The 13,087-nt window shown below is 47.2% G+C and carries 14 protein-coding genes; 9 read left to right on the top strand and 5 right to left on the bottom strand.

All coding sequences use genetic code 11. The features are described from left to right. The gene (gene ribD / locus D2910_RS11225) at positions 1-1,089 is read right to left on the bottom strand and encodes a bifunctional diaminohydroxyphosphoribosylaminopyrimidine deaminase/5-amino-6-(5-phosphoribosylamino)uracil reductase RibD (RefSeq protein WP_117313547.1); all 1,089 of its coding nucleotides are present in this window, start codon (positions 1,087-1,089) and stop codon (positions 1-3) included. After that, positions 1,076-1,834, bottom strand: coding sequence for a GTP cyclohydrolase II (locus D2910_RS11220; RefSeq protein ID WP_117313546.1), 759 nt, complete (start codon positions 1,832-1,834; stop codon positions 1,076-1,078). Before D2910_RS11220 ends, ribD begins: the two co-directional genes overlap by 14 nt. 256 nt (positions 1,835-2,090) lie before the next feature. Here D2910_RS11220 and D2910_RS11215 point away from each other — a divergent pair, with 256 nt between their 5' ends. The 6 genes from D2910_RS11215 to D2910_RS11190 all read left to right on the top strand — a co-directional run bounded on the left by D2910_RS11215 (position 2,091) and on the right by D2910_RS11190 (position 7,764). Beyond that, positions 2,091-2,588 carry a ferritin gene (locus D2910_RS11215; RefSeq protein WP_117313545.1) on the top strand — a complete coding sequence of 166 codons (498 nt, stop codon included), beginning with the start codon at positions 2,091-2,093 and terminating at the stop codon, positions 2,586-2,588. A gap of 60 nt (positions 2,589-2,648) precedes the next feature. Beyond that, positions 2,649-3,380 (top strand): ABC transporter ATP-binding protein, encoded by a 732-nt coding sequence (locus D2910_RS11210; RefSeq protein ID WP_084243255.1) that lies wholly within the window; start codon positions 2,649-2,651, stop codon positions 3,378-3,380. Further along, positions 3,377-4,129, top strand: coding sequence for an ABC transporter permease (locus D2910_RS11205; protein WP_084243254.1), 753 nt, complete (start codon positions 3,377-3,379; stop codon positions 4,127-4,129). The genes D2910_RS11210 and D2910_RS11205 overlap by 4 nt, the downstream gene beginning before the upstream one ends. A 572-nt stretch (positions 4,130-4,701) precedes the next feature. Further along, complete coding sequence (locus D2910_RS11200; RefSeq protein WP_117313544.1) at positions 4,702-5,109, top strand: DUF485 domain-containing protein; 408 nt, start codon at positions 4,702-4,704, stop codon at positions 5,107-5,109. Beyond that, entirely contained in the window at positions 5,106-6,641 is a 1,536-nt protein-coding gene (locus tag D2910_RS11195) for a solute symporter family protein (RefSeq protein WP_117313543.1), read from the top strand. The genes D2910_RS11200 and D2910_RS11195 overlap by 4 nt, the downstream gene beginning before the upstream one ends. A gap of 121 nt (positions 6,642-6,762) precedes the next feature. After that, positions 6,763-7,764 carry a S8 family peptidase gene (locus tag D2910_RS11190; RefSeq protein ID WP_117313542.1) on the top strand — a complete coding sequence of 334 codons (1,002 nt, stop codon included), beginning with the start codon at positions 6,763-6,765 and terminating at the stop codon, positions 7,762-7,764. Positions 7,765-7,823: 59 nt separating this feature from the next. On the opposite strand, the gene D2910_RS11185 is transcribed toward D2910_RS11190, so the two are convergent. Then, positions 7,824-8,384 carry a chloramphenicol phosphotransferase CPT family protein gene (locus tag D2910_RS11185; RefSeq protein ID WP_117313541.1) on the bottom strand — a complete coding sequence of 187 codons (561 nt, stop codon included), beginning with the start codon at positions 8,382-8,384 and terminating at the stop codon, positions 7,824-7,826. 134 nt (positions 8,385-8,518) lie between these two features. On the opposite strand from D2910_RS11185, the gene coaW reads away from it, so the two are divergent. Further along, positions 8,519-9,355: a type II pantothenate kinase gene (gene coaW, locus D2910_RS11180; RefSeq protein ID WP_338088695.1), complete on the top strand. Its 837-nt coding sequence runs from the start codon at positions 8,519-8,521 to the stop codon at positions 9,353-9,355. Positions 9,356-9,528: 173 nt separating this feature from the next. On the opposite strand, the gene D2910_RS11175 is transcribed toward coaW, so the two are convergent. Then, complete coding sequence (locus D2910_RS11175; protein ID WP_117313540.1) at positions 9,529-10,089, bottom strand: nitroreductase family protein; 561 nt, start codon at positions 10,087-10,089, stop codon at positions 9,529-9,531. 173 nt (positions 10,090-10,262) lie between these two features. On the opposite strand from D2910_RS11175, the gene D2910_RS11170 reads away from it, so the two are divergent. Together D2910_RS11170 and D2910_RS11165 are read left to right on the top strand one after the other, a co-directional pair. Next, positions 10,263-11,657, top strand: a complete 1,395-nt coding sequence (locus tag D2910_RS11170) for a protoporphyrinogen oxidase (protein WP_117313539.1) — start codon at positions 10,263-10,265, stop codon at positions 11,655-11,657. Beyond that, on the top strand, positions 11,635-11,844 hold the full coding sequence (locus tag D2910_RS11165; RefSeq protein ID WP_117313538.1) for a hypothetical protein: 210 nt from the start codon (positions 11,635-11,637) through the stop codon (positions 11,842-11,844). The genes D2910_RS11170 and D2910_RS11165 overlap by 23 nt, the downstream gene beginning before the upstream one ends. A 50-nt stretch (positions 11,845-11,894) precedes the next feature. On the opposite strand, the gene D2910_RS11160 is transcribed toward D2910_RS11165, so the two are convergent. Continuing rightward, positions 11,895-12,980, bottom strand: coding sequence for a C40 family peptidase (locus tag D2910_RS11160; RefSeq protein ID WP_117313537.1), 1,086 nt, complete (start codon positions 12,978-12,980; stop codon positions 11,895-11,897). Between the last annotated feature and the right edge of the window lie 107 nt (positions 12,981-13,087).

The following is a 13,087-nucleotide window of genomic DNA, read 5'->3' as shown; positions in this document are numbered from 1 at the left end:
TCACTTTTCAGGGTAACCGGTAAATTTAAAGTCTTTACCGATTTTCGTAAATTCTCCGTCTGCCAAATCGACAGCATTTTTCATCAACTCAAATCCGCTGCCTTCAAGGAAGGTGGGGGCATTCTTGCCGCCGACAAGCTTCGGGGCGAAATAGAGGACCACCTTATCGATCAGTCCATTTTCAAGAAATGCGGAATTGACCGTACCGCCGCCTTCGATGAATAAAGAGGATATGCCGTTTTCGCCGAGAATCCGCATCATATCGTTCACATCGGTACGTGTTTCACCGGAAGTTTCAAAGATGCGGATACCGGAATGTTCCAGCTGCTCTTTTTTGGAGCGGTCATATGTCCGGCTCGTGAAAATCCAGGTTTCGGCAGCGCCGTCCACAGCCACTTTGGAATCCAGCGGCAAGCGCAAGGAAGAGTCCAGAATGACGCGGATCGGGTTGCGGCCGTTCGGGATGCGTGCGGTCAGCTCCGGGTCATCTTCGATCACTGTGCCGACGCCGACAAGAATCGCCATATGCTCACTGCGCAATTCATGGACGTCCCGGCGGGCATCTTCGGATGTGATCCATTTGCTGTCGAGTGAATGGGTCGCGATTTTCCCATCAAGCGTTGAAGCCGCCTTTAAAGTAACAAAGGGCTTTTTAGTGGTGATGAATTTATTGAACACTTCATTCATTTTAAAGGATTCCTGCTCCCGGATACCGGAAACGACTTCAATGCCCGCTTCTTCCAGCATTTTTACACCATTGCCGGAGACGAGGGGGTTAGGGTCGAGAGCGGCAATCACGACTTTTTTAAGCCCGGCATCGATGATCGCCTGCGCGCAAGGACCGGTCCGCCCGAAATGGGAACAGGGCTCCAGCGTTACATAAATCGTACCGCCGTGCGCCTCTTCGCCGGCCATCCGCAGAGCATGGATTTCTGCATGCGGTTCGCCCGCTTTTAAATGGGCGCCGACACCAACAATACGGTTATGGTTCACGATGACGGAGCCGACGAGCGGGTTAGGGTCTGTTTGCCCTTTCATGGTCCGTGCATTGTTCAGCGCGAGATCCATATATAACTCATGATTTGGCATGGACGCTGTCCTCCCCTTTGATATGGCCGGAACGTCTTACTTTTGTATCGAGGTAAGCGGCGTTATATTCAGATTCGTCTCCCCATAAGGAAGTGCGGGAAGCGATCGCCAACCCGGCTTTTTCAATAGCGTCCACTTTTTTCGGGTTATTGGTCATTAACGTGACAGGTTTGGTGCGCAATGCGCTTAATACTGCTATCGCATCATCGTAACTTCTGGAATCATCTACAAACCCAAGGCTTTCATTGGCTTCGACTGTGTCATAACCGTTCTCCTGCAGCACATATGCCATCGCTTTGCTGAACAAGCCGATGCCGCGGCCTTCATGATTTGCAAGGTAGAACAAGGCGCCGCTGCCATGCTGTGCGATGCGTTTCATCGATTGCTTCAGCTGGAAACCGCAATCGCATCGTTTACTGCCGAAAATATCTCCGGTATGGCAAATCGAATGCATACGGATCAAAGCGTCTTCGCTGTTTTCAAAATCTCCATAGACGAGTACGCTGGATTGCTGATATTCAGCCAGATTGGCGGAGGACAGCTTTTCAATGATTTTCTCGTAGTCTTCTGTGACTTCTTCAAGGTTTAACCAGCAATACCAGTTGAAAATAATTGTATCGCCGTCCAGATTGACCGGCAGACGAATCGGCCCGACCAGGTAAATGGCACCTTCCTGTGATTTGATCATTTGTATTTTATCTTTTAAGACCGCAAATACCTGCGGTTCCAATTTCATTTGTGGCATTCAAATTCCCCCATTAATTTCTGTAATAAAAACATAGTACTACAATCGGTTACTAAAAGTAAGTAAAGAGTTCTCTCGAAATCAAACTATTTTTTTAAACGATAATTATTATCGTTTAATTAAAAATGAATTCAGTGGTAAATGATTATTATTCTCAATTAAATTATATAATTCTCAATTACTTTCTTTTGATATAAAGGTATGGTATATTGTCTACATTAGAATAATTATTATTTAGAAAAGGGAGGAATTAAACATGTTACCTGAAAAACTTACAAATGCATTGAACGATCAGTTTAACAATGAATTGCAGGCAGCTCATGCCTACACAGCCATGGCAGCTTATTTTTCGAAAAAAGGCTTTCACGGATTTGCCAATTTCTATTTGGTCCAATCCCGTGAAGAACATTTCCATGCAATGAAGTTCTATCATTATTTAACAGCTATGGACGAAAAGCCGGTATTGCAAAGTTTGACTGAACCGAAAAACCACTTCGTAAGTGCAATCGACGTTCTCGAAAGTTCATTGGCGCAGGAAAAAGAAGTGACCAGCAACATCTATGCCTTGGTTACTTTGGCGGATGAATTGCAGGAACATGCCACTTTATCTTTCCTTGACTGGTTTATAGAAGAACAGATGGAAGAAGAGAAAACATTCCGTGACATCATTACACGCGTCAGAGGAATCGAAGAAGGCGGCGAGTACTTCCTGAAAATGGACGACGAATTCGCAGCCAGAAAACTGGAAGAATAGTTGTAAAGAAAACAGCACACTGCTGACTGTGTGCTGTTTTTCTTTTAAGGAGATGATAAGGTGACAACGGATTACAAACCGGCCATCCATTTTAACCACGTGGATTATTCAATCAATGACAATCAAATACTGCGTGGGATTACAGGTTCATTTCCGGAAGGGAAAATTACGACGCTTGTCGGGCCATCAGGTGCCGGCAAAACAACTTTGCTGAAATTGTGCAATGGCTTGTTGTCGCCTGAATCCGGAGAAATTTACATTAAAGACAAACAAATCAACAGCTTCGAACCGGTCGAACTCCGCCGGAAAGTCGGCATCGCTTTGCAGAGTGCGCCGATGGTCAGTGGCACAGTTTATAGAAATTTAGCACTGCCAGTGGAATTGCGCGGAGAGAAATACGATAAAAAAGAAGCGGAGAACCTGTTGCGCGATGTAGGACTGGGAGAAAAATTCCTGGACCGCAAAGTCACAGATCTATCTGGCGGCCAGCGGCAGAAAGTATCCATTGCCCGGACGCTTGTCAACAAACCGGAAATTTTGCTGCTCGATGAAATCACGTCTTCACTGGACCGTACTTCATTGAAGGAAGTGGAAGAATTGATTACGCTGATCAATCAGAAATACGGCACGACCATCATCTGGATAACGCATAATCTTCAGCAGGCGCTTGATATCGGAGATTTTACCTGGGTGATGATGGACGGTGAAGTCGTTGAAACCGGCGAAAGCGATTTATTGCGGGCACCGTCCAATGACCGCGTGAAATCATTTGTTCAGGGGGGAGCGCAATGACTTATCTGACGTTATCGATCACACTGATTTTTGTTGTCATTCCGCTTGTCCTTTCAAAAACCCTGAATCTTGGGCTTGAACGCGATACCATTATTGCAACAGTCCGTTCAATCATCCAGCTGCTGCTTGTCGGCTTTATCCTGAAATTCGTTTTTGATTCGGAAAGCCTCCTCTATATCTTCCTGATGGTGACATTGATGATTGTCGCCGCTACGCATAACGCGCGCAATAAAGGTGCTTCCATCAAGGGGATCACCTGGAAAGTGGCCATTACGCTCATTTTTGTCGAAGTGCTGACTCAGGGCATCCTGATCGGCCTGAATATTACACCGCCGACGGCCCAGTACATCATTTCCATCAGCGGCATGGTCATCGGCAACTCGATGGTGCTGTCGATCCTTTTCCTCAACCGATTTACGTCGGAAGTCGAATCGCATCAGGATGAAACGGAATTGGTCTTATCTCTTGGCGGCACACCGAAGCAGGCCATCCATAACCAATTGATCAACTCGATCAAAGCCAGTATGATCCCGACCATCGAAAGCCAGAAAACGGTTGGGCTTGTCCAATTGCCCGGTATGATGAGCGGCCAGATCATTGCAGGCGCCGACCCGATTCAGGCTGTCCAATTCCAATTGCTGATCATGTTCCTGTTGCTGACGACAGCGTCAGTCACCAGTGTAATGCTCGGTTTCTTATCGTATCCGACCCTGTTCAACCAACGTATGCAATTGATTCAAAAAAGCTGACCGTGAGTTCGGCTTTTTCCAGGCGCACAAGAAATTTCATCTACTTCAATCATTTCGATGTATAGTTTTTAATCTCCCGAAGCCAGCGCAGAGACAGGAGCACAACTTTGCCTTTTCGCAGAAAGCCAAAAGAGTTAGATTACTTTTTATAGAAAGCGATTCTGAGATATGGAGCAAAACAGCGAGACTCCCAGGGGATTAGAATCGGAGTTGGTAAACCAACTCCGATTCGAGCGAAGTGCTGAGATCCACTCGGGCGAAGGGGACCGAGGCCGAGTTAGCTCAGTGCAAGCCCCCAGGAAAGCGGAGCTGTTATGCGCAATTTCGATTATTTAGATTAACCTTTTTTTCCATAAGCTATAAAAAAGCTGACCCTATGGTCGGCTTTTTTATTTTAGGACTTTTAGATTTCAAAAGGTGTAAAAAGTCCTCCTAATAGTTGGATAATATTTTAAATTTATGGAATATGAACTGTTTTTAAATTTTTCCAATTTGTTTATTGACCGGTCGGTATGTTAGTGCTTTAATTATCATTAAATTAAAAATATTTAATTAATTGGAGGGAAGAATGGATGGCAAAAACGATTACTGGCGAAGCGCTGCAAGGGCCCTTGACGAAAGAAGGAAATGAAGTGAAACCTGCAAGCGCGGGAGGAGCAGCGGAAGTACCGGACTTTGAAAAGATCGAGCGCTCTGAAGGATTCAAACATTTGATGCGCAAAAAGAAAATGTTTCTTATTCCGGCAACCGCTTTATTTTTAGGTTTATATCTGGCTTTTAATATTGTTATTTCCTATACGAACTGGCTGGATGCGCCGATTGCGGGCGACATTCCATGGGTCTGGGTATTTGCATTTGGATTATTCGCGATGACGTGGATACTTGTAACCGTTTACATGAAGCGGGCTGCCCAATTTGATAAGATGGCCGAAGAGACATTGAAGGAATTCGGCTATGAAGAGAAGGGGGATATCCGATGAATGCTACGGTCATAATCATATTTTTAGTCATCGTCGCGATGACATTGGTCATTACATATTACGCAGCCAAGAAAACGAATTCCGCCAGCGACTTCTATACAGCGGGCGGCGGACTCACAGGCTGGCAAAACGGTATGGCGATTGCCGGTGACTACCTGTCCGCTGCGTCTTTCCTGGGTATTGCAGGTTCGATCGCCTTATTCGGTTTTGACGGCTTCCTTTTTTCAATCGGTTATTTAGTGGCTTATCTTGTGGTTTTATTCGTTGTGGCTGAACCTTTGCGGAATCTTGGGAAGTATACACTGGCTGATATGATCAATGCCAGATTCAACGCCAAAAAAGTACGCGGCGCTGCGGCGCTCAGCTCGATCACTATAGTCATCTTCTATATGATTGCCCAGCTGGTGGGTGCAGGCGCGCTGATCCAGCTGCTTTTCGGCATCGATTATTTATGGGCGGTGCTGCTTGTTGGAATCATGATGACGATTTACGTATTGTTCGGAGGCATGACTGCCACAAGCTGGGTGCAGATCATCAAAGCGGTCCTGCTGATGTTGGGGACAGTTGTGCTGTCATTCCTGGTTTTGAAGAATTTCAACTTCAATATCATGGAAATGTTCACACAAATGAAAACGGCGACGCCTCATGGGGAAGCTTACTTGAAACCTGGCGTGAAATATGAAATCCCGTTGGATACGATTTCCCTGATGCTGGCTTTGGTTCTTGGGACGGCTGGCCTTCCGCATATCCTGATGCGCTTCTTTACAGTCAGGGATGCGAAGACGGCAAGAAGTTCCGTAATGTGGGCGACATGGATCGTCGGCATATTCTACGTCATGACCATATTCCTTGGCTTCGGCGCAGCAGCATTTGTGGGTGCTGACTTGATCACTTCAACAAATCCGGCCGGGAATATGGCAGCGCCTTTACTGGCCCAAGCGCTGGGAGGAGACATTCTCATGTCATTCATCTCGGCGGTGGCCTTTGCGACCATCCTGGCTGTTGTTGCAGGACTAGTGCTGTCCGGTGCTTCAGCGTTTGCCCATGATATCTACGGGCAAATCATCAAAAAAGGGGAAGCGACAGAACGCCAGCAGATGCTGGCGGCCAGATATGCATCTGTCGGTGTGGCAGCATTCTCCATCCTGCTGGCGATTTTCGCTCAAAGCCTCAACGTGGCTTTCCTGGTTTCTTTGGCATTCTGTATTGCGGCAAGCGCCAATCTGCCGGTTATCGTCTATACGATTTTCTGGAAAAAATTCAATACGGCAGGAGCTGTTTCAGCCATTCTGACCGGTTTGATTTCCGCTCTGGTGCTGGTATCGGTCAGCCCGAGTGTCTTAAGCCCGGAAGCTGGTGCAGCGATTCTTACCGGAACTCCGCTGTTTCCGTTGACTAACCCGGCGATTGTCTCCATTCCACTTGGCTTTATCGGAGGATTTGTCGGCACGCTGGTTTCCCGTGAAATCGATGAGAAGAAATTTGCGGAAGTCAAAGTACGCGCGAATACAGGCGGCTTCAAACAATTATAATATGCATTCAATCTAATGCCGAACGGACGCCATTGCGCCCGTATGCTAGGCGAAGTGTAAATCAGACCCGGCAGCGTTTATGCCGGGTTTTATTTTTTAAAAAACAAAAGGAGGAGTTAAAATGCCGGATATTCATTTGATACCATATCGTATAGAAGAAATTTCATCGAGAGCGCCTCAGATTCCGGAAGGTGTCCGGATGATTCAGGCGCCTGCTGTATGGGATGCCGCGGAAAAAGGGAAAGGGAATGTCATCGCGATTTTGGATACGGGCTGTCAGCCGGATCATCCGGACCTGAAAGACCGAATCATCGAAGGAAGGAATTTCACGCCTGATTTTGGCGGAGATCCATCCAATTTTGATGACAATAATGGTCACGGTACACATGTAGCGGGAACAGCAGCAGCTTCGCATCAGGAAACCGGCGGTATTGCAGGAGTGGCTCCAGAGTCGAATTTGCTTATCTTAAAGGTGTTGAGCGGTGAAGGCAACGGTGATTATGAAGGCATCATCAATGGTATTCACTATGCGGTGGATTGGACCGGTCCGAACGGTGAAAAGACCAGCGTCATCTCGATGTCGCTTGGCGGACCGCAGGATATTCCGGAGCTGTATGAAGCGGTGAAGCGTGCGGTGGATGCAGGGATTCCGGTCGTCTGTGCCGCCGGAAACGAAGGTGATGACAGTCCGCAAACGGATGAATTCGTCTATCCCGGTGCTTACGGTGAAGTCATTCAAGTTGGCGCGGTCGATTTCGGACGGAAGATTGCCCCGTTCAGCAACACTAATAATGAGATCGATCTGGTGGCGCCCGGCACCGATATTTATTCGGCGTATCCCGGCAGCAAATACGCCAGCCTGTCCGGTACATCCATGGCGGCGCCCCATGTATCAGGAGCACTGGCGCTCATCAAGAACATCGCAGAAAATGAATTCGCCCGTGACCTGACAGAAGCGGAACTGTATGCCCAGCTCGTACGGCGCACAGTGCCGCTGGGCTATCCGAAAACAGCTGAAGGAAACGGCTTATTGGCGCTCGATATCCTGAGCAAATTTGAGCAATTGTTCAAGCTGTTCAACTCGTCGTATGGCTTTGCGCTAAAGCAGGAAAAGGAGCTGTAAATTTAAAAAGGAAGCTGTCCTAAAAGTGGGCAGCTTCCTTTTTCATATTCAATGAAAGATCAAACATCCTTTATGGCTTGTGTATATTCTTCAGCAATTGCCCATTCCACAAGCGGATGATGTTCTTGCAAAGCGTTCTGAATTTGTTTTGCACAGTTTGCAATGGTGTCTTTGTACGTATTCACTTCCAAATGGTAAAGGTGCCTTTGTTGGTGAATAAAATTTAATTGTATTTCAGCCAGGCCTATCGGACGGTCGCCTCGCTGGCTTTCTCTTTGCTGAAGAACCGGAGGCGGGCAATGCACACCGACGAAAAATACAGGGTATCTCTGTAAGACGGTGAAGCAGTCTTTTGTTGTGGAAACATCATGTAAAATCTGATCAGCAATGACATTAACGCCTAAATCAGAAAACATGGCAATCGTGCGATGGTAAAAAAATTCGGTCGGCACAGGAATCAGATGTCCCGTTTCCCTGTTTTCCGCCTTTTCAATAAATCCGTCATAATCGTCAATGCTTAAATGGAAATAGCCATCCAGCTGATTGACCAGCTCGCGCGCCAGGGTAGACTTTCCTGAACTTGAAACTCCATTTAATAAAATAATTTTGCCTTTACCCATGGTTTGTTCCTCCGCAGTTCATTATGGAATTATTATATATGCTTATCTCGTGTTGCGAAAGGTCAGGTGATTCACATTGCTGTCATTATTGTGGTAGAATTTCATCATGTGATTTACAACTAGCTGGCGTTTTGATGGTTGAAATGCGGGAAAGAGCAGGTGCAAGTATGATTGTCGGAATAGATGCAGGAGGTACGCTGATCAAAGTTGCGTACACCGAAAATGGAACGCTCCACTTTGACAAGTATCCAATTGCGGAAATTCAGCAAGTGGCTTCATGGGTAAACGATTTGAGCGATAGTGACATTTGCATTACTGGAGGAAAGTCGGGAGTTCTTCTTTCTTTATTGGATAAAAAAGCGCTGGAAATGGTCGAATTTGAAGCGACTCATCTGGGTGTGCAATTCCTGTTGGAAAAAATGGGCCGGGATGATGATTCCTATCTCTTAACGAACGTGGGAACGGGAACTTCCATCCACTGTGTCGAAAACAATCAGCAGGAGCGCATCGGCGGCACCGGGATTGGCGGCGGCACGTTGGTCGGCTTAAGCCGATTATTGACAGGCGTGATGGATTATGAAGAAATGGTTGCATTGGCGCGCAAAGGGTCGCGGGACCGGATCGATCTGAAAGTGAAACATATTTACGAAGGCAAAACGCCGCCGATTTCCGGCGAGCTGACGGCCAGTAATTTCGGCAATAAAATCTTTGAAGTTGCACATGAATTGTCGAAAGAGGAATTGCTCGCCGCTGTCATCGGTCTGGTCGGGGAAACTGTCAGCACCGTCAGCGTGCATGCGGCGAAGCAGTGCAATAATTCCACAATCATCTACATCGGCTCATCTTTCTTCCACAATCCATTGCTAAAAGAAGTAGTGGAAAGCTACACGGTTTTAAGAGGCGCCGTGCCGCTGTTTCTGGAGAACGGAGAATACTCAGGAGCAGTCGGGGCAATGTCGGTATTGAAATAAAAGAGGGACGGCGCCGTCATCTGCGGCGTCTTTTCTTATGGAATTTGTGACTTGGGAATAAAAGCGACGAAGTTGGGAATAAAAGCGACAAAGTTGGGAATAAACGGACCAAAGTTGGGAATAAAACAAAAGCAAGGCCCCGAATTCAGATTCGGGGCCTTGCCTGCTGCTGTCTATTCGGTAATAATCGTCGTTTTTTCGCGGATAGGCGTCCGCTCGCGTTTTTGCGGAACCGTCTGCGGATAGCCGATCATCATCGTAGCGACAATTTTCTCTCCTGGCTGGACGCCAAGCGCCTCACGGAATTCCGGCTTATAAATCCAGTCGTTGGAACGCCAGATCATGCCGATTCCGCGCTCCCACGCTGCCAGTTGAAAGTTCTGAAGCAGGGAAGCGACAGCGCCAAGATCTTCATCGCGCTGTTTTTGTCGCGGATCTTCAGAAATGACGACGACCAAGTGAAGCGGGATGTCACGGAAATATTCTGCTTTATTGAGCGCAGCCGGAGCAGGTGCGCCGTTGACTTTTGAAGCGGCGCCAAGAAACGCCTCCACAAATTTTTCTTTGCCGGCTTCTGCAAATAGCAGGAAACGCCAAGGTTCATTGACTTTATGATTGGGAGCCCATTTGGCGATATCGAGAAGCTCGATGATTTCATCGATGTCGACCGGGTCCAACTTGAAATTGGTGATGGAACGTCTATCCATGATCGTTTTGTCGATAGGGTTTTGCATTTTTTACTCTCCTTCATTCTTGTATTACTTTATTACCATACTATCATGTTTACGGAATGGCATCTAACAAATGAAACTGCCTGTTATTCGTTCACGTAGAATACAAATATCACCGACTGCAGGCTGCCGGTTTTATTGTTAAAATGGAATCAACAGTAAGGAGTGAGGTTGGCATGAAGAAAGTGGCGGTTATCGGAGGCGGCATTACGGGCCTTTCAGCTATGCATTATTTCCAGCAATTGAAACGTAAGAAGAATTTGGATGTTGAATTGGTGTTGATCGAAAAAAATATAGAGCTCGGCGGCAAAATCCGTACCGTCAGAGACGCTGAATTCATCATGGAAACAGGGGCGGACTCAATTGTGGCGCGACACGGGAGTGTCTGGCCGCTGGTCGAAGAGCTGGGACTCGAGGACCGCGTGGTCTATAACGGCACAGGCATCTCATATCTGTACACGGACAGCGGGTTGCATCCGATACCGGCAGATACAGTGTTCGGCATCCCGATGGATGAAGAGGCGCTGTTCAGTTCGACGCTGATTTCCGAACAGGGCAAGCAGGAGGCGCTAAAGGATTTCGAAACGAAGAATGAGCATTTCACACGCGACAGTTCAATCGGCGAGTTTCTCGAAAGCTTTTTGGGGAAAGAACTGGTTGAGAAGCAGATTGCGCCTGTATTGTCAGGCGTCTATTCGGGCAAATTGCACGAGCTGACACTGGCTTCGACTTTGCCTTACCTGGTCGATTATAAAAATGAATACGGCAGCATCATTAAAGGACTGGGTGCCAATCGGACCAAGTTCCAGGGCGCGGCCAATAAAAAATTCCTGTCGTTTGATGACGGCATGGCAGTGTTGATCGACCGGCTGGAAGAAACCCTGACGGATGCCGCAATTATGAAAGGCACAGGAGTTGCATCGATCCGGAAAAACGATGGAATTGTAACGCTCGAATTGGAGAGCGGTGATGCAGTGGAAGCGGATTACGTCATCCTGACGACTCCGCATCATTCGGCTCAGCAGGTATTGCAGATGCCTGAATTGGAGCCTGAATTCAATGAATTACACAATTCATCACTGATCAGCATCTACCTCGGCTTTGATATTCCGGATGCGGAACTGCCCGCGAACGGCACAGGGTTCATTGTTTCCGATAACACGGATCTTCGCTGCAACGCCTGCACGTGGACAAGCCGGAAATGGCAGCATACGTCAAAGGACAGCCGCTTGCTGGTCCGCTTGTTCTATAAGAGTTCAAATCCAGGATTCGATGAATTGAAAGGGATGACGGAACAGCAGCTGGCCGCTGTTGCAATGGCAGACATCCGCAAGAGCCTGAAATTGGAGGCTGAACCGAAATCGGTGGAAGTCACAGGCTGGAATGGCAATATGCCGAATTATAATATGCATCATAAAGCGGCTGTTGAAGGGTTGGAGCGGAAACTGGCTGAGCAGCTGCCGAATGTCCGTTTGGCTGGCGCCTCTTATTACGGAGTCGGCATCGGTGCGTGCATCCAGAACGGCAAGGATCTGGCGGAAGCGCTCGTTGCGGAAATGGAACGCGAATAAAAGAAGGAGAGAGGATGTCGGTACGAATGGTGCCGGCATCCTTTTTGTAGTTTATGCCCAACTTTCATCGATTTATGCCCAACTTCGAGTGAAATACGCCCAACTTTCATCGATTTACGCCCAACTTAAGGCCAAATACGCCAAACTCCATAAATTCACCGAAAAACCGCAAAAAATCGGCCATTAAAATAAAAAGCCTTTCCTCCGAGTTTACGGAAGAAAGGCTGAAGGTTGATATTAATCCATTGCATAAAGGCGTTTATAGCCAGAGAAGTGCTTGCTCCAATAGCTGTTGCTCAAACTTGTGATTTGAACTTTGTCTCCGCCTGCGTGGATGAACTGATTATTGCCGATATAGATTCCCATGTGGGAAATTCCCGCGCGATATGTGTTTTCAAAGAACACTAGATCGCCGACTTGTGGTGAGCTGATGTCGTATGAACGTGAATCATAGCCAGTTGTGCTGGTGCGTGGAATTTTGATGCCCGCCTGGTTATAGACATAGTAGATGAACCCGCTGCAGTCGAATCCGTTGGCAGTCGAGCCGCCCCATACATATGGTGTTCCGACAAGCGATTTTGCTGTTTCCACAATTTTGCCGACTGTATCAGTCGCTGCCGGTGGAGCCGGGTTTGATACAGGCGTTGTTTGTGAAGGAGCCGCTGTGGAGTTTTCAATTTTTAGAACTTGCCCAACGCGGATCATGCTGGAAGTAAGACCGTTCCAGTTCATCAATTGTGTCACCGAAATACCGTTGCGGTAAGCGATTCCTGTTAATGTGTCACCACTGACAACTTTATAAGTTCTCGCAGTTCCAGCTGATGGAGCTGGAGCTGGTGCTGCTGTGGCCGGCGGCGGAGTTGGTGCAGTGACTGCAGGGGCAGAAACCGCTCCGCTGACAGTAAGTTTTTGTCCCGGGTAAATCAGGTGGCCGGAAATCTTATTGAGTTCCTGGATTTTGCTGACGGTCGTTTTATGTAAAGATGCAATTTTTGATAAAGTATCGCCTGATTTTACTGTATATGTATTGGTCGTGTTGCTGACTGGCTGGGAAGGAGCCGGTGTCGGCGCAGGTGCCGGAGTGGTTGTTGAACTGCCCGTTGCAGCCGTTGCCACTTTAAGAACCTGATTCGGGAAAATGGCATCTGAAGTCAGTTTGTTCCATGCTTTCAAATCAGCTACTGAAACGTTATGCTGGCTGGCAATTTTCCATAGGCTGTCGCCTGATTTGATCGTGTAAGTTGAACTTGCTTCTGCATCTGCAACTCCGATTAAAAGGGCCAAGGAGCCGGATGCAATTACTGAAAAGGCAATCTTATTCATAGTTTCTCTCCCTTTATTTGTAAATTTTTTATAGTTAAACAGTAAAGTATACTTAGTAATTTTAGTACTCTCTATTCTATCTGCAACGAATAGAATAGGCAATACGA

Source organism: Planomicrobium okeanokoites (assembly GCF_003428875.1).
GTDB classification, from domain to species: domain Bacteria; phylum Bacillota; class Bacilli; order Bacillales_A; family Planococcaceae; genus Planococcus; species Planococcus okeanokoites.
This window is presented reverse-complemented; position numbering and strand designations above follow the sequence as displayed.

Excerpts from the sequence above, each read along its gene's own strand:
- ribD (WP_117313547.1), bottom strand. The coding sequence starts at position 1,089 with ATGCCAAATCATGAGTTATATATGGATCTCGCGCTGAACAATGCACGG.
- D2910_RS11220 (WP_117313546.1), bottom strand. The coding sequence starts at position 1,834 with ATGCCACAAATGAAATTGGAACCGCAGGTATTTGCGGTCTTAAAAGAT.
- D2910_RS11215 (WP_117313545.1), top strand. The coding sequence starts at position 2,091 with ATGTTACCTGAAAAACTTACAAATGCATTGAACGATCAGTTTAACAAT.
- D2910_RS11205 (WP_084243254.1), top strand. The coding sequence starts at position 3,377 with ATGACTTATCTGACGTTATCGATCACACTGATTTTTGTTGTCATTCCG.
- D2910_RS11200 (WP_117313544.1), top strand. The coding sequence starts at position 4,702 with ATGGCAAAAACGATTACTGGCGAAGCGCTGCAAGGGCCCTTGACGAAA.
- D2910_RS11195 (WP_117313543.1), top strand. The coding sequence starts at position 5,106 with ATGAATGCTACGGTCATAATCATATTTTTAGTCATCGTCGCGATGACA.
- D2910_RS11190 (WP_117313542.1), top strand. The coding sequence starts at position 6,763 with ATGCCGGATATTCATTTGATACCATATCGTATAGAAGAAATTTCATCG.
- D2910_RS11185 (WP_117313541.1), bottom strand. The coding sequence starts at position 8,384 with ATGGGTAAAGGCAAAATTATTTTATTAAATGGAGTTTCAAGTTCAGGA.
- coaW (WP_338088695.1), top strand. The coding sequence starts at position 8,519 with ATGGTTGAAATGCGGGAAAGAGCAGGTGCAAGTATGATTGTCGGAATA.
- D2910_RS11175 (WP_117313540.1), bottom strand. The coding sequence starts at position 10,089 with ATGCAAAACCCTATCGACAAAACGATCATGGATAGACGTTCCATCACC.
- D2910_RS11170 (WP_117313539.1), top strand. The coding sequence starts at position 10,263 with ATGAAGAAAGTGGCGGTTATCGGAGGCGGCATTACGGGCCTTTCAGCT.
- D2910_RS11160 (WP_117313537.1), bottom strand. The coding sequence starts at position 12,980 with ATGAATAAGATTGCCTTTTCAGTAATTGCATCCGGCTCCTTGGCCCTT.